Consider the following 20340-nt stretch of genomic DNA (forward strand, 5'->3'; position numbering starts at 1 on the left):
CGTCAGGCGACCCGGCAGACCTTCAGCATGTTGGTGCCGCCGGGGTAGCCCATCGGCTCACCGCAGGTGATGGCGTAGGTGTCGCCGGGCTTGAGCACGCCGCGCTCCACCAGCACCTGCTCGGCCTCGGCCAGCGCCTGGTCGCGGTCGTTGTGGGTGGGCATCAGGATGGGCTGCACGTTGCGGTACAGCGCCATGCGGCGCTCGGCGATGTGCTTGTGGGTCAGGCCGAAGATCGGCACCTTGATGTTGTGGCGGCTCATCCACAGCGCGGTCGAGCCGCTCTCGGTCAGCGCGATGATGGCCTTGCAGCCCAGGTGGTGCGCGGTGAAGAGCGCGCCCATCGCGATGCTCTGGTCGATGCGGCCGAAGTGGCGCTGCATGAAGTCGTCCTTCAGGCCGAACTCCTCGGCGCGCTCGGCCTCGTGGGCGATGGCGGCCATCTGCTCCACCGTCTCGACCGGGTACTTGCCGGCGGCCGTCTCGGCGCTCAACATTACGGCGTCGGTGCCGTCGAGCACGGCGTTGGCCACGTCGCTGACCTCGGCGCGGGTGGGCACCGGGTTGACGATCATGCTCTCCATCATCTGCGTGGCGGTGATGGCGATCTTGTCCATCTCGCGGGCCATGCGGATCATGCGCTTCTGCAGCGCCGGCACGGTGGCGTTGCCCACCTCCACCGCCAGGTCGCCGCGCGCCACCATGATGCCGTCGCTGGCGCGCAGGATGGCCTCGAGCTGCGGAATGGCCTCGCTGCGCTCAATCTTGGCGATCATCGCCGGCTTGTGGCGATAGGGCTCGCCGGCCACGTTGGCCAGCTGGCGGGCCATCTCCATGTCGGTGGCGTTCTTCGGGAAGCTCACGGCCACGTAGTCGGCCTGGAAGGCCATCGCGGTCTTGATGTCCTCCATGTCCTTGGCCGTGAGGGCCGGCGCGGTGAGGCCCCCACCCTGCTTGTTGATGCCCTTGTTGTTGGACAGCTCGCCGCCGATCTTGACGAGGGTGTGCACCTGATCGCCACGCACCGCCTCGACCGTCAGCACCAGCAGGCCGTCGTTCAGCAGCAGCGCATCGCCCGGCCGCACGTCGCGCGGCAGTTCCTTGTAGTCGAGGCCGACGATCTCGACGTTGCCGGGCTCGGTGCGGGCGGCGTCCAGGATGAACGGCGCGCCCGGCACCAGCATCACCTTGCCCTCGGCGAACTTGCCGACGCGGATCTTCGGCCCCTGCAGGTCGGCCATCAGCGCGATCGGCTTGCCCACGCGGTCGGCCACCGCGCGCACGAGGTTGGCGCGGTCGATGTGGTCCTGCGCCGTGCCGTGGCTGAAGTTCAGGCGCACCACGTCCACCCCGGCGCGCAGCAGGCGCTCCAGCACCTCGGGGGCGCTGGAGGCCGGGCCGAGGGTGGCAACGATCTTGGTGGCACGTGGCATGGGGCGGTCCGTCGAAGGGGAAGTGGCCGCGATTATCGGGCCGCGGCCCGGTGCCGGTTACCGCTGGGTTTCACGCAGGGCCGCCGCGTCGGCAACCGCCAGCGCGGTCATGTTGACGACGCGGCGCATCGTTGCCGACGGCGTGAGGATGTGCACCGGCGCGGCCGCGCCCAGCAGCATCGGCCCGACCGTCACGCCGTGGCCGCTGGTCACCTTGAGCACGTTGAACAGGATGTTCGCGGCGTCCAGGTTGGGCAGCACCAGCAGGTTGGCCGCGCCCTTGAGCGTGTCGTCCTGCAGGAAGCTGTGGCGGATGGTCTCGGACAAGGCCGCATCGCCTTGCAGCTCGCCGTCGCATTCGACGTCGGGCGCCAGCGTCACGAACAGGTCGCGTGCCGCGCGCATGCGCCGGGCCGACGCGCGCTGCGACGAGCCGTAGACCGAGTGCGACAGGAAGGCCACCTTGGCCGGCATGCCGAAGCGGCGCAGCTCGGCCGCGGCCATCACCGCGATGTCGGCCAGTTCCTCGGCAGTGGGTTCCTCGTTGACGAAGGTGTCGGTGACGAACAGCGTGTGCTGGTCGAGCATCAGCGCGTTCATCGCCGCCATGGTGCGCACGCCGGGGCGCATGCCGATGATGGCGCGCACGTGTTCGAGGTGGGCGTCGAAGCGCCCGACCAGGCCGCACAGCATCGCGTCGGCCTCGCCCCGGCTGAGCATCAGCGAGGCGATCAGCGTGCTGCTGCGCCGCACGGCGGCCTTGGCGGCCTCGGGCGACATGCCGTCGCGGCCCATCAGCCGGTGGTATTGCTCCCAATAGCTGCGGAAGCGCGGGTCGTTCTCGGGGTCGCAGACTTCGAAGTCGACACCCGCCTTGATGCGCAGGCCGGCGCGCTCGATGCGCATCGCGATGACGCTGGGCCGGCCGACCAGGATCGGCTGGGCCAGGCCCTCGTCGCGCACCACCTGCAGGGCGCGCAGCACGCGCTCGTCCTCGCCCTCGGCGTACACCACGCGCGCCGGCCGGGCCCGCGCGGCGGCGAACACCGGGCGCATCACCATGCCAGTCTGGTAGACGAAGCGGCCGAGCTGCTGGCGGTAGGTGTCGAGGTCTGTGATCGGCCGCAGGGCCACGCCGCTGTCCGCCGCGGCCTGGGCCACGGCCGGCGCGATGCGCAGGATCAGCCGCACGTCGAAGGGCTTGGGGATGATGTACTCGGGCCCGAACTTGAGCTCCTGCCCGGCATAGGCCGCGGCCACCTCGTCGCTCGTCTCGGCCTTGGCCAGTGCGGCGATCTCGCGCACGCAGGCCAGCTTCATGGCCTCGTTGATCGTGGTGGCGCCGCAGTCGAGCGCGCCGCGGAAGATGTACGGGAAGCACAGGACGTTGTTGACCTGGTTCGGGTAGTCTGACCGCCCGGTGGCCACGATGCAGTCGGGCCGCGCGGCCTTGGCCAGTTCGGGACGGATCTCGGGTTCGGGGTTGGCCAGCGCCAGGATGATCGGCCGGTCGGCCATCGTGCCCACCATCTCGCCGGTCAGCACGCCCGCGGCCGAGCAGCCCAGGAAGACGTCGGCGCCACGCACCGCATCGGCCAGCGTCTTCGCGTCGGTCTTCTGGCAGTAGCGCTGCTTCGATTCGTCGAGCTTGTCGCCACGGCCTTCGCGGATCACCCCCTTGGAGTCGACCGCGAAGACGTTCTCGATCTTCACGCCCAGGCCGACCATCAGGTCGAGGCAGGCGATGGCCGCCGCGCCGGCGCCCGAGGCCACCAGCTTGACCTCGCCGATGGACTTGCCCACCAGTTCGAGCGCGTTCAGCAGCGCGGCCGACGAGATGATGGCGGTGCCGTGCTGGTCGTCGTGGAAGACGGGGATCTTCATCCGCTCGCGCAGCTTCTTCTCGATGTAGAAGCACTCGGGCGCCTTGATGTCCTCGAGGTTGACGCCGCCCAGCGTGGGTTCGAGCGCCGCGATGATGTCGACCAGCTTGTCGGGGTCGTTCTCGGCGAGTTCGATGTCGAAGACATCGATGCCGGCGAACTTCTTGAAGAGGCACCCCTTGCCCTCCATCACCGGCTTGCCCGCCAGCGGGCCGATGTTGCCCAGGCCCAGCACCGCGGTGCCGTTGGTGACCACGCCCACCAGGTTGGCCCGCGAGGTGTACTCGGCGGCGAGGCTGGGGTCCTCCTCGATCGCCAGGCAGGCATAGGCCACGCCGGGCGAGTAGGCCAGGGACAGGTCGCGCTGGTTGGACAGCGGCTTGGTCGGCGTGATCGAGATCTTGCCGCGCGTGGGCGAGCGGTGGTATTCGAGCGCGGCCTCGCGCAGGGCTTGTTCGGCGTCGGAAAGGACTGGCTTGGTCACGTCGCGTGTCTCCATCGTTGTCGGGTTCGACCGGACGCGGAGATTACGCCCGTTTCGGCCCGGCAGGCGTTGTGGACAACCGCAATGCTGCGTTCGCGCCGGCGGCATTGCCGCCGGCCGGGGGGGTCAGCCGTCGGCGCGCTGCTGCAGGATCTCGAAGGCCGGCAGGGTCTTGCCTTCCAGCACCTCGAGGAAGGCGCCGCCGCCGGTGGAGATGTAGCCCACGTCCTTCTCGATGCCGTACTTGGCGATGGCCGCCAGCGTGTCGCCGCCGCCGGCGATGCTGAACGCGTCGCTCGCGGCGATGGCCCGGGCGATGGCCTCGGTGCCGTGCGAGAAGGCCTCGAACTCGAACACGCCCACCGGGCCGTTCCAGACAATGGTGCCCGATGCCATCAACTGCGCGGCCAGGATGGCCGCGGTCTTCGGGCCGATGTCGAGGATCAGGTCATCATCGGCCACGTCGGTGGCCGCCTTCACCGTGGCCGGCGCGTCGGCCGCGAAGGCCTTGGCGGTGACCACGTCCACCGGGATCGGCACCGCGGCGCCGCGGGCCTTCATGGCCTCGATCACCGCCTTGGCCTCGCCGACCAGGTCGGCCTCGACCAGGCTCTTGCCGATCTTCATCCCGGCGGCCAGCATGAAGGTGTTGGCGATGCCGCCGCCGACGATCAGGCCGTCGACCTTGGACGCCAGGCTCTTCAGGATGGTGAGCTTGGTCGACACCTTGCTGCCGGCCACGATGGCCACCAGCGGCCGCTTCGGGTGCGCCAGGGCCTTCGTGATGGCGTCGATCTCGGCCGACAGCAGCGGGCCGGCGCAGGCCACCGGCGCGTACTGGGCGATGCCGTAGGTGGTGCCCTCGGCGCGGTGCGCGGTGCCGAAGGCGTCGTTGACGAAGATGTCGCACAGCGCGGCCATCTTGCGTGCCAGCGCCTCGTTGTTCTTCTTCTCGCCCTTGTTCAGGCGGCAGTTCTCGAGCATCACCACCTGGCCCGGGGCCACGGTGACGCCATCGACCCAGTTCGACACCAGCGGCACCTCGCGCCCGAGCAGTTCGCCCAGGCGTGCGGCGACGGGCGCCAGGGAATCCTCGGGCTTGAACTCGCCCTCGGTCGGTCGGCCCAGGTGCGAGGTGACCATCACCGCTGCGCCGGCGTCCAGCGCCATGCGGATGCAGGGCACCGAGGCGCGGATGCGCGTGTCCTCGGTGATGTGGCCGGCATCGTCCTGCGGCACGTTCAGGTCGGCGCGGATGAACACGCGCTGACCGGCCAGGCGGCCTTGCCGGATGAGTTCGTCGAGTCGGAGGATCTTCATGGTCGGGTGGGGCAGTGGGTTGATCGGCGGGGCCAGCCGCAAGTGTGTCAGATCACCAGCCCAGCCCCAGGCGGAAGATCAACATCACGGCAGTTCCCGCCAGGATGGTGCCGAGCATGTCGCGGCGCCACAGGTACCAGGCGGTGGCCGCCACGGTGCCGAACAGGCGGGCGTCCTGCCAGCTGTCGATCAAGCGGCCCTGGGTCATCACGATCTCGGGCGTGACCACGGCCACCAGCGCGCCGATGGGCGCGTAGCGCAGGCCCTCCTTCAGCCAGCCCGGCATCGGCCATTCGCGGTCGGGCAGGATGAAGAAGCCGCGCGTCAGCAGCGTGATGACCGCCAGGCCGAAGATGGCCACAGCGGTTTCGACGTCGCTCACCGGGCGTTCCCGGCGCACCGCCCGGGCAGGTGATCGATCACGCTGCCCACCGCCACCGCGGCGGCGATGGCCACCAGCAGGTTCAGTTTCAGCGGCAGCGCGAAGGCGGCCACGGCGGCGGCGCCGGCCACCACCGCAGGCAACCAGGTGGCGCGGTCGGCCAGCAGCGAGTAGGTCATGCCCAGCAGCGCCATGGTGCCGGCGAAGCCCAGCCCCCATTCCTGCGGCACGCGGTGGCCCAGCGCGATGCCCACCAGCGACATCACGTGCCATGAGCCCGCGTTGATGAAGGTGCCACCCCAGAAGTAGGGCACCTGCTCCGGGGCCGGTTCCGGCTTGGGGAATCGGCGCATGAACAGCACGTAGTTCAGGTCAGCGCAGAAGTAGGCCTTCAGCGCCCGGCGGCCGCGCGGCAGGTGCGCGAAGTAGGGCCGCCACTGGGCGCTGAAGATCACGAAGCGCAGGTTCACGCACAGCGCGGTGGCCCACACCACCCAGATCGGCGCGCCACTGGCGATCAATGGGGCGGTGGCCAGCTGTGCCGTGCCGGCGAACACCATCAGCGACATCAGCACGGCCATGCCCACGCCCATGCCGCCCTTGACCATGGCCACGCCGGTGACCAGGCCCCAGGCCCCGACACCCAGCCCGATGCCGAACATGTCGCGGGCGCCGCGGGCGAACTCAGGGTGGCGCCACAAGGGCGCAGCGGCTCGCAACTCTGCACTCATGCCGCGATTGTCGGGGACCGGTGCCGGCGTTTTCGCCGCCGGCTGCGGCGCGCTTGCGTGGGGGCTTCGGCGCCGCCGGGCGGTCGCCACCGGCGCGTTGTCGCGCCGGCCGGTTCAGCGCTTGCGCACCGAGCCGCTGCCGACGATCGACTGGCTCACGGCCGCGTTGCCGCTGTAGGCCACGTCGCCCGAGCCCGCGATGCGCACCTCGAGCGACTTGTCGGCGTGCACGGCGGCGTCGCCGGACCCGGCAATGGACACGCTGACCTCGTCGGCCTTCAGGCCGCTGGCGCGCACGTCGCCCGAGCCCGCGATCTTCACCTGCAGCCGGGTCGCCTGGCCGCTGGCCGTCATGTCGCCGGAGCCCGCGATGCGCATCGCCAGGGTGTCGCTCACCAGGCCACCGAGGTGGATGTCGCCTGCGCCGGAGATCGACGCGTCGAGGCTGGGCGTCTTCAGGCCATCGACATGGATGTTGCCCGAGCCGGCCGCGGCCAGCTTCCTCAGTCGCACGACCGTGAGCGTGATCGTTGGCAGGGCGCGGGCACGCACCGCGCTGTCGCGCTTCCATCGGATGGTCAGGCGCTGGCCGTCCTGCACGGTGTCGATCAGCGGCAGCAGCGCGGCGTCGCCGCGCAGTTCGATGGCGGGCGTGCTGCCTTGCTGCACCCGCAGGTCGAAGCCGCCGGTCAGCACCACCTCGTCGATGTCGCCGACGCTGCGGCGCTCGGTGCTGGTCTGTGCCGAACCGGCCACCGACTCGGCGGCCTGGGCGCCGGTCGGCATCGCGGTCACGATGGCCATGGTCAACGCACCCATCAGGGTCAGGCCGAGGGCGGTGTCGAGGGCGCGGGACAGTCGGGTCATGGGGCGATCTCCATCGGGATGGTGCCCATGATGGCGAGCCCGGTCGCGGCGGTCACGGCCGCTGCGACGAACGCATCGTCTGGCCGACGGAGGTGCCGAAATCGGTGACGAACCGCACCCGGGGATGACTGCAGCCTGCGCGCACGTCCGCGCGCCCGGCGCGATCAGGAGGCCTGCTTCTTGCCCTTGGCAGCCGGCTTCTCGGCCGCCGGCTTGGCGTGGGCGTCGTCCGCCTCGGCCTCGTCGGCGGGCTTGGCCGCCACGGCCTGCTCGGGCTTGATCACGGGGATCACCGGCTCGATCTTGTTCTCGCGCATGTACTCGTTCATCTCACGCCAGCCGGCGTAGACGGACGGCCGGTCGGCCTTCTTGTTGAGCGTGTAGCAGTCTTCGATGGCGCGGCCGGCATGGCGGCAGGCGCCGCCGACGGCCTTGCCGTCGGCTTCCTTGCGGGCGGCCACGGCGCTGGCCGATTCGATGCCCAACTGGTCGCAGCCCGCCCCCAGCAGGGCGGTGGCAGACAGCAGCAGGGTGGCGATGAAGCGGCGCATGTCCGGGTTATCGGCCGCGGGCGGCGTCGGCTTGAGGGCCGACCGCCACGACCTCGGCCTCGCGCGCGGCCGGTCAGCGCCCGCGCGCCATCTCGAGCAGGCGCTCGACCCGTTCCTCGGTGGCCGGGTGGGTGGAGAACAGGCCGCGCAGCCCGCCGGCCGACAAGGGGTTCATGATCATCATCTGCGCGGTCTCGGGGTGGCGTTCGGCCGCCTCCATAGGGACCCCCTGGGCGTAGCGCTGGATCTTCTGCAGCGCCGAGGCCAGGGCCTGCGGGTCGCCCGAGATCTCGGCGCCACCGCGGTCGGCCTCGAATTCGCGCCCTCGGCTGATGGCCATCTGGATCAGGCTGGCGGCCAGCGGCGCGAGGATGGCCACCATCAGGCCCACCAGGGGGTTGGCCGGTCGCCCTTCGCTGTCGCGGCCTCCGAACATCATGCCGAAGTTGGCCAGCATGCCGATGGCGCCGGCCATCGTGGCACTGATGGTGCTGATGAGGATGTCGCGGTGCTTCACGTGCGCCAGTTCGTGGGCCATCACGCCGCGCAACTCGCGCTCGCTCAGCACGCGGATGATGCCGGTGGTGGCGGCCACGGCCGCGTGGTCGGGGTTGCGCCCGGTGGCGAAGGCATTGGGCGCGGCCTCGTCGATGAGGTAGACCTTGGGCATCGGCAGGCCGGCCTTGTCGGCGAGCTCTCGCACCATGCGCACGAACTGCGGCGCGGAGGACTCGTCCACCTCCTGCGCGTTGTACATCTTCAGCACGATCTTGTCGCTGAACCAGTAGCTGAAGAAGTTCATCCCCAGCGCCACCACCAGCGCCAGCATCATGCCGGCCTGGCCTCCCATCCACCGGCCGATCAGCATGAACAGCGCGGTGATGGCGGCCATCAGGATGGCGGTCTTCATCATGTTGAACATGTCGGGGGGTCCTTTCTGGCTGAACAGGCCGATAGATGCGGCCGGGGGCCTGAACTTCAACCGAGGCGGTCGCCCGTCGTCAGGGGGCGCGTGGCCAGGAAGTCGCGGGTGGCGATGCGGCGGCCACCGGGGCATTGCAGCACCACCAGATCGAGCGACCCGGTGCCGCAGGCCACGCGCAGCAGGTCGCCGTCGGCCGCCAGCACCTCGCCGGGTGCGGCCTTCGGCGCGCCGGGTGCGAGCCTGGCCCGCCACAGCTTGACGGCCTCGCCCGCCCACTGGAAGTGCATGCCCGGGAAGGCGTCGAACGCGCGCACCCGCCGCTCGATCACCTCGGCCGGCTGCGACCAGTCGATGGCGGCCTCGGCCTTCTCGACCTTGTGCGCGTAGGTCACGCCTTCAGAAGGCTGGGGCGTGCGCACCAATGCTTGCAAGGTGGCCACGTCGGTCAACGCGCGCACCACCATGCGGGCGCCCAGCGCGGCCAGCCGGTCGTGCAGCAGCGCGGTGGTGTCGTCCGGGCCGATGGGCACGCGCTCGATGTCGAGCATGTCACCCGTGTCGAGACCCGCGTCCATCTGCATCAGCGTGATGCCGGTCTCGGTGTCGCCGGCCTCGATGGCCCGGTGGATCGGCGCGGCGCCGCGCCAGCGCGGCAGGATCGAGCCATGGATGTTCAGGCAGCCCAGCGGCGGGTGGGCCAGCACCCAGGCCGGCAGGATCAGCCCGTAGGCGGCCACCACCATCACCTCGGGCGCGGCCTTGTCGAGCGCATCGCGGGCCGCCCGTGCGTCGTCCGGGAACTTGCCGTCCAGCCGCAGGCTGCGTGGCTGGGCCACCGCCAGGCCATGGTCGAGGGCCACCGACTTCACGGCCGAGGCCTGCAGCTTCATGCCGCGGCCGGCCGGTCGGTCGGGCTGGGTCAGCACCAGCACCAGGTCGTGCCCCGCCGCCAGCAAGGCGCGCAGGGCCGCGGCAGCGAACTCGGGTGTGCCGGCGAAGGCGATCCTCATCGGCCCCGCACCTGCTCGTCGCGAGTCTTCTTCAGCATCTTGGTGCGGATGCGCTCGCGCTTGAGCGGGCTGAGGTACTCGACGAAGACCTTGCCGATGAGGTGGTCCATCTCGTGCTGAACGCACACCGAGGTCAGGCCCTCGGCGTCCAGGTCGAAGGACTGCCCGTGGCGGTCGAGTGCCCGCACCGTCACCCGTGCATGGCGCTCGACGTCATCGTAGATGGTGGGCACCGACAGGCATCCCTCGTCGCCGATGTGCATCTCGGCGCTGCGCGACAGGATCTCGGGGTTGATGAGCACCAGCGGCTTGTCGCGCGCCTCGGAGGTGTCCATCACGATCAGGCGCAGGTGCACGTCGACCTGGGTGGCGGCCAGGCCGACCCCCTCGGCCTCGTACATGGTCTCCAGCATGTCGTCGATCAGCCTGCGCAGGCGGTCGTCGACCTCGGTCACCTTGGCGGCAACCGTGTGGAGTTTGGGATCGGGGTAGCGGAGGATCTTCAGCAGGGCCATGGGATCGATGCTCGGCTGTGGCCGTCACAAGCGGCAACAGGTGTGGAGAGGAAGCAACGGCAGGAGTATCGCAAGCCCGCGGCCGGTCGTGGGACGGGGGCGCTTTTCATTGCGATATCAATGGTTTATCGGCAGAATCTGCGAGGCAGCATGAGCATTTGAGGCGGTGTGGCCGTTCCGACGGCTTTGGCCGTCAGGCCGGTGGCCTCGATGCAGATTGCCATTGCCACCCAGGAGATCGACTACATGAGTTCATGCCGGCGCCGCAAGCCCTCCCACCGGAACGGCGGGCGCGTTCTGGCCGCCGCCGCCTTGCTCTGTGGCGTCGTCGGTGCACAGGCCGTCGACCTGACCATCCGGCCCGAGCAGCGTGCCACTGCCCAGCAGGTGGCCCAGGCTGGCGTGCCCTTGTCCGAACTGGCCCCCGACGCGCCCGATTCGCACACGGTGCAGCGCGGCGACACGCTGTGGGACATCTCCAAGCTCTTCCTGCGCAGCCCGTGGCGATGGCCCGAACTGTGGGGCATGAACCTCGAGCAGATCCGCAACCCGCACCTCATCTACCCGGGGCAGGTGCTGGTGCTCGACAAGACCGGCGGCCGCGCCCGCCTGCGCCTGGCCGACACGTCGGGCCAGCAGGTGCCCTCGAACACCGTGCGCCTGTCACCGCGGGTACGCGGCCAGGCCCTCGACAACGGCGCCATCGCGGCGATCCCGATGCACCTGATCGGGCCGTTCCTCAACGAGGCCGTGGTGCTGGGCAACGACGACCTGGCCGCCGCCCCCCGCGTGGTGGCCACCCAGGAAGGCCGCGTGATGGTCTCCCAGGGCGAGACCGCCTATGTGCGCGGCGACCTGAAGGGCGCACGAGATTTCCGCCTCTTCCGCGAAACCCAGCCGCTCACCGACCCGACATCGAACGAACTGCTGGGCCACGAGGCGCGCTTCGTCGGGACGGCGGAGTTCTCGCGCGCGGGCGAGAATCGCCTCTCGGCGGATGGCAAGTCGGCGGTGCCGGTGCCCGACAGCATCCTGGTCACCAGCGTGCGCCAGGAAGTGGGCGTGGGCGACCGGCTGTCGCCGATGCCGCAGCGCGATTTCGCCGCCTATGTGCCGCACGCGCCCTCGACGCCGGTGCAGGGCCAGATCGTGTCGGTCTATGGCGAGGCGCTGCTGGCCGGCCAGAACCAGATCATCTCGATCAACCGCGGTGGCCGCGACGGCCTCGAGCGCGGGCATGTGCTGGCACTGTGGCGCGACGGCGCCGATGCGGTTGACCGCACGGGGCCCGAGCGCACGGCCATCAAGCTGCCCAACGAGCGCGTGGGCACCTTGTTCGTGTTCCGCGTCTTCGACCGGGTGTCCTACGCCTTGGTGCTGTCGGCCACCGACCCCGTGCGCCGGGGCGATCGCTTCACCCAACCCTGATCTCGGCCCGGTCGTCCGGCCCGGCTGAGTTCCCCGCAGTGCAGGTCGATCCTGAACTCGAGGCGTGGTTGCGCCTGGTCCATCGGCCCGGTCTGGGCCGCGAGTCCCTGCGCAAGCTGCTGGCGTCCTTCGGCTCGCCACAGGCGGTGCTGGAGGCGCCTTTGTCGGCGCTGCGGGCCGTGGTCGGGGCGCGGGTGGTGGACGACGCCTTCGTCGGCGTCGACGAGGGCGCCGCCGACCGCATCGCGGCGGTCGCGGCCTGGCTGGCGGCCCGCCCCACCCGCCGCGTGCTCACGCTGGGCGATGCCGACTACCCGCCGTCGCTGCTGCAAACAGTCGATCCGCCGCTGCTGCTGTTCGTCGACGGCCAGGTCGACGCCCTTTCGGTCCCGTCGCTGGCCATCGTCGGCAGCCGCCAGGCCACGCCGCAGGGACGCCAGAACGCCCGCGCCTTCGCGGCCGATCTGGCGCGGCGGGGCTGGGTCATCGTGTCCGGCCTGGCCGCGGGCATCGACGCGGCGGCCCATGAGGGCGCGCTGGCCGGGGGCGGGCGCACCATCGCCGTCGTCGGCACCGGCATCGACCTGGTGTATCCGCGGTCGAATGCCGCCTTGGCCGAACGGATCGTCGCGCAGGGCGTGATGGTCAGCGAATACCCGTTGGGGGCGCCGCCGATGTCCGCCAATTTCCCCCAGCGCAACCGCATCATCGCCGGCCTGGCCAGGGGCACGCTGGTGGTCGAGGCGGCCGTGCAGTCCGGCTCGCTCATCACCGCCCGGCTGGCGTCCGAGGCCGGGCGCGAGGTCTTTGCGATCCCTGGGTCGATCCATTCGCCGCACGCTCGGGGCTGCCATGCCTTGCTGCGCCAGGGCGCCAAGCTGGTCGAGACGGCGCAGGATGTGCTGGACGAACTGGGCGCCGGGCCCGGTCCGGCGCCCCGTGCCGGGCCGGCAGCCACGGCCGATGCTCCGTCGGAACCGCCGTCGGAGTCTCGAGACCCGGTGCTCCGTGCCCTCGGCCACGATCCGGCCACGCTGGATGCGCTGATGGCGCGCTGCGGGTGGCCGGCACCGGAGTTGAACGCGAAGCTGCTCGAACTGGAACTGGAAGGCCGCGTGGCCCGCCTGCCCGGCGGGCTGTTCCAGCGCATCCAGGTGGGTTGAACCCCCGCCGCACCGTCCGCAGCGCGCCTGGAACCCCGCCACCCGAAGGGGGGTGGTGCAGGGTTCCTGGCCCCTGCCGGGCTGCGCTATAGTGGGTTCATCATGTTCGAGGTGCTGGTCTACTTGTACGAGAACTACTGGCGTCCGGACGCATGCCCGGACCACGACCAGTTGACCCGCAAGCTCTCCGCGGTGGGCTTCGAGTCGGACGAGATCCAGGAAGCGCTCAACTGGCTCGACGGCCTGGCCGTCACGGCCCAGGCCTACACGGGCGAGCAGGCGCCACGCAGCCTGCGCATCTACACCGACCGCGAGTCCGAGCGCCTTGGCGAGGATTCGATCGGTTTCATCAGTTTCCTCGAGTCCGCGGGGGTGTTGCCGCCGCCGATGCGAGAGATGGTCATCGACCGGGCCACGGCCGCCGGCGAAAGCCCGCTGGCCCTCGAAGACCTCAAGGTCATCGTGCTGATGGTGTTCTGGAGCCTCGGCGAGGAGCCCGACGCGTTGATTCTTGACGAACTGTTCGTCGCCCCGGAAGAGCGCTTGATCCACTGACCGCAGGGTCTCGGTGCCGCGCGGCGCGCCGACGGCATCAGTTCATCAGGCGCGACGGGTCGGCGTCCAGCTTGGCCAGCGCACTGCGCGTGGCCTTCACGGTGAGCGACTCTTCCTGGGCCGGCAGCAGCAAACCCGCCTGCAGGTACGACGCCAGCCGGTGCTGCTGGAACAGCACGCAGCGCCCGTTGGCCGACACGAACAGCGACAGCTGCCGGCGCATGCCGTGCCAGGCCAGTTGCACGGGCTCGGTGCGGTCGCGGTAGTCCAGCATGTACCAGCTGCCGACCATCAGTTCACGGGCCCAGGACAGCATCGCCGGGCTCGGCATCGAGCCTCCGTCGGACACCACCTCGAGCTCGGAGCTCTCGTGGCCCGACAGGTCGAGCACGATCGACTCGTCGATCTCGAGGTCGCTGGCCTGGGGCAGCAGTTCCTCGAGCGACTCCAGCCGCTCCATCAGCTCGGTCAGCCGCTCGGTCGGGATCACCGCGGCCTTGGCGGTGAAGGCCGCGGCCAGCGAATTGTTCAAGGCCTGGATCTGTTCGTCCTGGCGGTCGGTGCCCATGCCGGCCGAGGCCATGCCCTCGCGCAGGCGCTTGAGCAGCGGTGGCAGCCGGCGGATGACCTCGCCGCGTTCCTCTCGCGTGACCTTGGCGCTGGCCGACCAGATCAGGTCGGCGGCCGCGCGCTTCATCTGCTTGGTTTCCTCGCCATTGCCGCCGTAGCGCACGGCCGTGGTGGCCAGCACGTCGGCCCAGACGTGGAACAGGAACTGCCGCACGCCTTCCTGCACCGGCACCTCGTTGAGCATGCGGCGCAGTTCGATCGTGTACTGGATGGCCAGGGTCTCGCGCTGTTCCACCTGCTGCGCCAGCGAGACGCCGCGCCGGGTGGCCTCGTTCTCGGTGCGGAAGAAGTGCTCGAGGAACTTCTCGAACTCGGCCAGGACGGTCTGGAAGACCCGGCGGCCGGTGTCGGGGTAGGCCTCGACCACCTGCACGATGCGCTTGATTTCCTTCTCGAGCGCGTCGCCGACGGCCCGGGCCGTGTCGTCGAAGCCCATGACGCAGGCGCCCATCCGGTCGATCAGGCGGCGCGCCGGATGGTCGATGGTGGCGAAGAAGTCGGGTTCGCTCACCGCCACGCGCAGCACCGGCATCTGCAGCCGGGCAAACCACACGCGCACCTGGGCCGGGATGCGTTCCTCGGCCAGGATGCTCTGGAACATCATCGCCACGATCTCGATCGTGGCCCGCTCGGCCGGTGTCTCGGCAGCCTGCTTCAGGATCTGCTTGCGGTGCTGCAGGTCGTCCAGCAGCATGGGCGTCGTGATGGCCGGTGCTCGTGCCTCGACGCCGCCGCTCGGCATGGGCACCGGACCCAGGCGCTGCCGCATGCTGTGCTGGGCCATGTCGATCGCCCGCGACAGGCGGGGCGTCACCGCCGCTGGCCCCTGGGCCGTGTCGGCGAAGCCTGGCAGGTGGCGGCCGACCAGGCGATTCAGCCGGCCCATCACCGCTTCGGCGTGGTCGCTGCCGCGGGCCAGCGGGGCTGCGCGCGTCATCAGCCGGGTTTCCTCGCCAACGGCGCTTCGGCCAGATGGCCTGGCCCAGCCTCCGCCGCCGGACATCTGGGCCCCGCCAGTGCGCCCGACGCCGCGCATCAGGGCCGGCCGGCTGGGCATCGGCCCGGTGTGGCCGGCCCACTGGCTGCCCTGCTGACCCGAGCCCACCCCACCGCCGCCGCCACCACCCATGTGGCCGTAGTCCGAGGCTCCGCCGCGGCCCGGCCCCGCGCCATAGCCCGTGGGTCCCGGGCCGGAATCGCCGGCCAGCGGATCGTCGGTGCGCGGTGCCACGCCCTGCACGGTGCGCCGAATGAAGGGCCGCAGGTCGATGTCGGGCAGGACCTTCTGACTGATCAGCCAGCGGTTGGTCTCGTGATAGGCCTCTTCCACCAGCAGCGCGAACTCGTCGTGGAGCACCGCCTGGCACTCGCGCCAGCCCTCGCTGCTCAGCCCTGCCTGGTGCCAGGCTTCCAGCACCACCCGGGCCAGCACATGGGCCCGCAGCATGTCGTGCGTGCCCAGTTCCTGGCGGCGTTCAAGGGAGGCAACCCGCGATCGAAGGTCTGAGAACTCCCAGGACGCGCGGTCCATGATGGCAAGCGCCAGCCGCGAGGTGAGGATCTCGCGGTCGATGGTGTCGTCGTCGACGAGCGTCAGGCCCTTGGCGGTGGCGTTGGCCAGGCTGCCAGCCAGCGACACCGAGCCGCCTTGCTCGAGCACCTGCATCAGGCCCTTGTTCAGCCCGGCCAGCCAGGGCCGGGCCGACTTGTGCAGCGACTGGGCCAGGTCGCGGCGGCGTTGGGCGGTCTGGTAGTCAGACGGCTTGTCCCGCGCGTGGCGTGCCATGTCGACCACGTGGCGGATCACCTCGGGCAGCCCCTTGACCAGCTCGTCTGTGTACAGGCGGCGAGCTCGATTCGCAAGTTGACTGGGGTCGGCGGGAAGCGCCATGGGCTGGGCCGATACTGCGCGGTTGGGGCAACCGGGCTACTCTATACCACGGCCCCCGCATTCGGGTCGTTGGGGTCCTGATCCTTGGGGGTGCCGGCCTTGACGAGGTCTTCGCGCTTCACACCCAGCCACATGGCGATGGCTGCCGCGACGAACACCGACGAGTAGATGCCGAACAGGATGCCGATGGTCAGCGCCACCGCGAAGTAGTGCAGCGTCGGCCCGCCGAACATCAGCATCGCCAGCACCATCATCTGGGTGGAGCCGTGCGTGATGACCGTGCGGCTCATCGTGCTGGTGATGGCGTGGTCGATGACCTGCTGCGTGTCGAGCTTGCGGTACCGGCGGAAGGCTTCGCGGATCCGGTCGAAGATGACCACCGACTCGTTGACCGAGTAGCCCAGGATGGCCAGCACCGCCGCCAGCACGGCCAGCGAGAACTCCCACTGGAAGTACGCGAAGAAGCCCAGGATGATGATCACGTCGTGCAGGTTGGCGATGATCGCGGCCACCGAGAACTTCCACTCGAAGCGGAAGGCCAGGTAGACCATGATGCCGATGACCACGAAGGCCAGCGCCTTGGCGCCGTCGGCGGCGAGCTCGGAGCCCACGGCCGGGCCGACGAATTCGGTGCGCGACAGCTTCAGCGGCTCGGCGCCCGCCGCCGTGCTGCAGGAGGGCCGGCTCACCTGCTCGCCCTGCGGCGTGGTGTAGGCCTTGGTGCCGACGGTGCCGCTTTCCGCGCTGCACAGCGCGGCAAAGGCCTGCGCCGAAAGTGCCGACTGCTCGGCCGGCTTGGCGCCACCGCGCACCGGCAGGCGCACCATCACGTCGCGCGAGGTGCCGAAGTTCTGTACCTGCACTTCGCCCAGCCCCAGCGTGTCGATGGCCTTGCGGGTGCGCTCGAGATCGGCGGTCTGCGCGTACTCGACCTCGAGCACCGTGCCGCCGGTGAACTCGATCGACAGGTGCAGCCCGCGGGTGACCAGGAAGAACACCGCCGCGGCGAAGGTGACGAAAGAAATGATGTTGAAGACCAGCGCATGCCGCATGAACGGGATGTCGCGGCGGATCCTGAAGAATTCCATGCCTGCTGCTCCCGTTCAGGCCTCGACGGCCGGTTGGTCTTCCGGGCTCGCCGCGGGACGCCATACCTGGCCGATCGACACCGACTTGAGCTTCTTCTTGCTGCCGTACCAGAGGTTGACCAGGCCGCGCGAGAACATCACCGCCGAGAACATCGAGGTCAGGATGCCCAGGCAGTGCACCACGGCGAAGCCGCGCACGAAGCCCGAGCCGAAGGTGAGCAGCGCCAGGCCGGCGATCAGCGTGGTGATGTTGGAATCGAGGATGGTGGCGAAGGCGCGCTCGTAGCCGGCCGAGATGGCCGCCTGCGGTGACGCGCCCGCTCGCAGTTCCTCGCGCACGCGCTCGTTGATCAGCACGTTGGCGTCGATGGCCATGCCCAGCGTGAGCGCAATGGCCGCGATGCCCGGCAGCGTCAGCGTGGCCTGCAGCATCGACAGCAGCGACACCAGCAGCAGCAGGTTGAAGGCCAGGGCCAGCGTCGAGAACACGCCGAAGAGCAGGTAGTACGCGCACATGAACACCGCGATCGCGGCGAAGCCATAGCCCACGCTGGCGAAGCCCTTGTCGATGTTCTCCTTGCCCAGCGTCGGGCCGATGGTGCGCTCCTCGATGATCTCCATCGGCGCGGCCAGCGAGCCGGCGCGCAGCAGCAGCGCGGTGTCGTTGGCCTCGACCGAGCTCATGCGGCCCGAGATCTGGAAGCGGTTGCCCAGTTCGCCGCGGATCACCGGCGCGGTGACGACCTCGCCCTTGCCCTTCTCGAACAGCAGGATGGCCATGCGCTTGCCGACGTTCTCGCGAGAGACGTCGCGCATGATGCGCCCGCCCTTGGCGTCCACCGTCAGGTGCACCGCCGGCTCGTTGGAGTTCTGCCCGTCGAAGCCCGCCTGGGCATCGGTGAGGCTGTCGCCGGTGAGGATGACCTGGCGGAAGACGACGATCGGGGAGCCGTCCTTCTCGAGGTACTTCTCGCTGCCGAAGGGCACCGGGCCGCCGCCGCGCAGGGCCTCGAGTGCCTCGGTGCTGGTGTTGACCATGCGCAGTTCGAGGGTGGCGGTGCGGCCGATGATGTCCTTGGCCTTGGCCGTGTCCTGCACGCCCGGTAGTTGCACGACCACCCGGTCGGCGCCCTGCTGCTGGATCACCGGCTCGGCCACGCCGAGTTCGTTGACGCGGTTGTGCAGCGTGGTGATGTTCTGCTTCAGTGCGGCGTCCTGCACGCGGCGCGCGGCTTCGGGCTTGAGCGAACCGGTGAGCTTGAACTCGGCGCCGTCGGCGGTTTCGGTCCACTGCAGGTCGGTCAACTGGTCGGTCAGCAGGGCCTGTGCCTGGGTGAGGACGGCGCGCTCCCGGAAGCGCACGACCACGTCGTTGCCTTCGCGCGTGATGCCGGCGTGGCGGATGGTCTTGTCGCGCAACAGGGTGCGGATGTCGCCGGTGAAGGCCTCGGCCTTCTTGGTGAGTGCGGTCTTCATGTCGACCTGCATCAGGAAGTGCACGCCGCCGCGCAGGTCCAGGCCCAGGTACATCGGCAGCGCGTGCAGGCTGGTCAACCAGGCCGGCGAGCGGCTCAGCAGGTTCAGCGCCACGATCCAGGACGGATCGTTGGGGTCGGGGTTGAGTGCCTTGGAGATCGCATCCTTGGCCTTGAGCTGCGTGTCGGTGTCGCCAAAGCGCGCCTTGACCGAATTGCCATCCATCTGGACGAGGTCGGCCTTGATGTTGGCCTTTGTCAGCACGTCCTGCACCCGCGTGACCATCGCCGGATCGAGCTTCACCGTGGCCTTGCCGCTAGAGACCTGCACGGCCGGCGCCTCGCCGTAGAAATTGGGCAGGGTGTACAGAAGCCCGATCAGCAGGGCAACGCCCAGGATCAGGTACTTCCACCAGGGGTAGCGATTCATCGGGGGTTCCTCGGCCTGCTCAGTGGGGGCTCAGGCACACGGCAGGCGGCTCGTGGCGGGCGTGTACGCGGTGTCCGGGGGCCGACTTGCCGTGAACGCAACGGCCCCGGTGCTTCACTTGCCGGTGGCGAAGGTGCCCTTGGGCAGCACCTGCACGACGGCGCTGCGCTGGACCTGGATCTCCACGCCGCTGGAGATCTCGACCTGCATGTAGGTTTCGCCCAGCTTGGCGACGCGCCCGATCATGCCGCCGGAGGTGATGATCTCGTCGCCCTTGGCCAGGGCGTCGATCATGGCCTTGTGCTCCTTCTGGCGCTTCATCTGCGGGCGGATCATGATGAAGTACAGCACCACGAACATCAGCACGAGCGGCAACAGGCTCATGAGGCTGGATTCGGCGCCGCCCGCGGCGGCCGGGGCGGTCTGGGCGAAGGCTTCTGAAATGAACACGGGGCGATCTCCTGGAGTCGACGCAGGCCGGGGCGGGGGCCCGGCACGTTGCGCTGCCTGCCCGGGGCGGGCAAACCGCAAATTGTAGGTGCAGGTGCGCCTGCAGGCCGCCCCACCACCCAGGTGAGGGTCAGAACAGCGCCATGCTGAGCTTGCGCCGGTACTGATCGACGACGGGGTCGGCGGGCGCGGTCTGAACCTTGCCGGTGAGCTCGAGCGCACCCTTGGCCTGTTCGGCAGCCGCGCGCGGCGCGGGCTTGGTCATCAGTTCGAGGATGGCAACGTAGGTCTTGCGGGCCAGTTCGTCCTTCCAGGCCTTGTCGCGCATCACGATCTCGAGCAGCGCGTCCATGGCCTCTGTGAAACGGCCGCCGGCCATCAGGGCCTGGGCCAGTTCGTAGCGGGCCTCGAAGTCGCGCCGGTTGGCAGCGATGGCGGCCTCCAGTTCGGCGGGGCTGCGGGCGGCTGGGGCCCGCTCGCAGGCCGCCAGCCACAGGCCGATGGCAGCGAAGCGGGGGTCGATCATCACCTTGCTGGCCACCGGCTCGAAGGCCTGGCGCGCCTGTGCGGTGCGGCCGGTCTCGAGCAGCAGCTTGAGGTAGTCGTACCGTGCCACGTCGTTGGCGGGGTCGACCGCCACGGCCTGCTGCAGCTTGTCGAGCGCGGCGTCGGTGTCGCCTTCGTCCACCAGCGCCTCGGCGTCCTGCACGTCGGCTTCGGCCTCCAGGGCTTCGGTGCTGGGCACGTGGCGGTCGAGGAACTCGCGCACCTGGGCTTCCGGCAGGGCGCCGACGAAACCATCGATCGGCTGGCCCTTGTCGAACAGCACGCAGAACGGGATCGAGCGCACGCCGAAGGCCTGGCTGAGCTGCCCGGCGATCTCGGGCTGCTCGTCGCTGTTGAGCTTGGCGAGCTTGAAGCGGCCTGCGTAGGCCGATTCCACGCGCTCCAGCGTCGGGCCCAAAGTGCGGCAGGGGCCGCACCAGGGGGCCCAGATGTCGAGGAGCACCGGCTGCTGCATCGAGGCCTGGATCAGGTCGGTCTCGAGGTTCTGCAAGGTGATGTCGGTCATGGTGGATGGGTGGTGAGTGCGGCGTTGGGCGCGGTCGGGGGACATGGGGGGCGCGGC

18 protein-coding genes are annotated in these 20340 nt (G+C 69.8%); 3 read left to right on the plus strand and 15 right to left on the minus strand.

Features of this window, described 5'->3' with window-relative positions:
- Positions 1–2: 2 nt before the first annotated feature.
- The 10 genes from pyk to def all read right to left on the minus strand — a co-directional run bounded on the left by pyk (position 3) and on the right by def (position 10101).
- Positions 3–1433 (minus strand): pyruvate kinase, encoded by a 1431-nt coding sequence (gene pyk / locus EOINJALH_RS17575; RefSeq protein ID WP_088282397.1) that lies wholly within the window; start codon positions 1431–1433, stop codon positions 3–5.
- A 57-nt stretch (positions 1434–1490) separates the two neighbouring features.
- Positions 1491–3800, minus strand: coding sequence for an NADP-dependent malic enzyme (locus EOINJALH_RS17580; protein WP_234413902.1), 2310 nt, complete (start codon positions 3798–3800; stop codon positions 1491–1493).
- A gap of 126 nt (positions 3801–3926) precedes the next feature.
- Positions 3927–5120, minus strand: a complete 1194-nt coding sequence (locus EOINJALH_RS17585) for a phosphoglycerate kinase (RefSeq protein WP_088282490.1) — start codon at positions 5118–5120, stop codon at positions 3927–3929.
- 52 nt (positions 5121–5172) lie between these two features.
- Positions 5173–5502, minus strand: a complete 330-nt coding sequence (locus EOINJALH_RS17590) for an AzlD domain-containing protein (RefSeq protein ID WP_088282492.1) — start codon at positions 5500–5502, stop codon at positions 5173–5175.
- On the minus strand, positions 5499–6233 hold the full coding sequence (locus EOINJALH_RS17595; protein ID WP_088282401.1) for an AzlC family ABC transporter permease: 735 nt from the start codon (positions 6231–6233) through the stop codon (positions 5499–5501). Before EOINJALH_RS17595 ends, EOINJALH_RS17590 begins: the two co-directional genes overlap by 4 nt.
- A 114-nt stretch (positions 6234–6347) precedes the next feature.
- Positions 6348–7100 carry a head GIN domain-containing protein gene (locus EOINJALH_RS17600; RefSeq protein ID WP_088282403.1) on the minus strand — a complete coding sequence of 251 codons (753 nt, stop codon included), beginning with the start codon at positions 7098–7100 and terminating at the stop codon, positions 6348–6350.
- A gap of 164 nt (positions 7101–7264) precedes the next feature.
- A complete protein-coding gene (locus tag EOINJALH_RS17605) occupies positions 7265–7651 on the minus strand; it encodes a hypothetical protein (protein ID WP_088282405.1) in 387 nt (128 codons plus the stop codon).
- Positions 7652–7724: 73 nt separating this feature from the next.
- Positions 7725–8573 (minus strand): zinc metalloprotease HtpX, encoded by an 849-nt coding sequence (gene htpX / locus EOINJALH_RS17610; protein ID WP_088282407.1) that lies wholly within the window; start codon positions 8571–8573, stop codon positions 7725–7727.
- Positions 8574–8629: 56 nt separating this feature from the next.
- Positions 8630–9586 carry a methionyl-tRNA formyltransferase gene (gene fmt / locus EOINJALH_RS17615; RefSeq protein WP_088282409.1) on the minus strand — a complete coding sequence of 319 codons (957 nt, stop codon included), beginning with the start codon at positions 9584–9586 and terminating at the stop codon, positions 8630–8632.
- Positions 9583–10101 carry a peptide deformylase gene (gene def / locus EOINJALH_RS17620; RefSeq protein ID WP_088282411.1) on the minus strand — a complete coding sequence of 173 codons (519 nt, stop codon included), beginning with the start codon at positions 10099–10101 and terminating at the stop codon, positions 9583–9585. The genes fmt and def overlap by 4 nt, the downstream gene beginning before the upstream one ends.
- 210 nt (positions 10102–10311) lie before the next feature.
- Here def and EOINJALH_RS17625 point away from each other — a divergent pair, with 210 nt between their 5' ends.
- From EOINJALH_RS17625 to EOINJALH_RS17635, 3 genes are all read left to right on the plus strand, one after another.
- A complete protein-coding gene (locus EOINJALH_RS17625; protein ID WP_234413903.1) occupies positions 10312–11529 on the plus strand; it encodes a LysM peptidoglycan-binding domain-containing protein in 1218 nt (405 codons plus the stop codon).
- Positions 11530–11567: 38 nt separating this feature from the next.
- Positions 11568–12692 carry a DNA-processing protein DprA gene (gene dprA / locus EOINJALH_RS17630; RefSeq protein ID WP_088282413.1) on the plus strand — a complete coding sequence of 375 codons (1125 nt, stop codon included), beginning with the start codon at positions 11568–11570 and terminating at the stop codon, positions 12690–12692.
- Positions 12693–12794: 102 nt separating this feature from the next.
- A complete protein-coding gene (locus tag EOINJALH_RS17635) occupies positions 12795–13247 on the plus strand; it encodes a DUF494 family protein (RefSeq protein ID WP_088282415.1) in 453 nt (150 codons plus the stop codon).
- A 37-nt stretch (positions 13248–13284) separates the two neighbouring features.
- On the opposite strand, the gene EOINJALH_RS17640 is transcribed toward EOINJALH_RS17635, so the two are convergent.
- The 5 genes from EOINJALH_RS17640 to EOINJALH_RS17660 form a co-directional block, all read right to left on the minus strand.
- Complete coding sequence (locus EOINJALH_RS17640) at positions 13285–15768, minus strand: DUF1631 family protein (protein WP_088282417.1); 2484 nt, start codon at positions 15766–15768, stop codon at positions 13285–13287.
- 41 nt (positions 15769–15809) lie between these two features.
- On the minus strand, positions 15810–16856 hold the full coding sequence (secF, locus tag EOINJALH_RS17645) for a protein translocase subunit SecF (protein ID WP_088282419.1): 1047 nt from the start codon (positions 16854–16856) through the stop codon (positions 15810–15812).
- Positions 16857–16871: 15 nt separating this feature from the next.
- Positions 16872–18761 (minus strand): protein translocase subunit SecD, encoded by a 1890-nt coding sequence (gene secD / locus EOINJALH_RS17650; protein WP_088282421.1) that lies wholly within the window; start codon positions 18759–18761, stop codon positions 16872–16874.
- A gap of 114 nt (positions 18762–18875) precedes the next feature.
- Complete coding sequence (yajC, locus tag EOINJALH_RS17655) at positions 18876–19211, minus strand: preprotein translocase subunit YajC (protein WP_088282423.1); 336 nt, start codon at positions 19209–19211, stop codon at positions 18876–18878.
- A gap of 130 nt (positions 19212–19341) precedes the next feature.
- Positions 19342–20283, minus strand: coding sequence for a tetratricopeptide repeat protein (locus tag EOINJALH_RS17660; protein WP_088282425.1), 942 nt, complete (start codon positions 20281–20283; stop codon positions 19342–19344).
- Positions 20284–20340: the final 57 nt, after the last annotated feature.

The organism is Ideonella sp. A 288, from assembly GCF_002198735.1.
Taxonomy (GTDB): Bacteria; Pseudomonadota; Gammaproteobacteria; order Burkholderiales; family Burkholderiaceae_C; genus Pseudaquabacterium.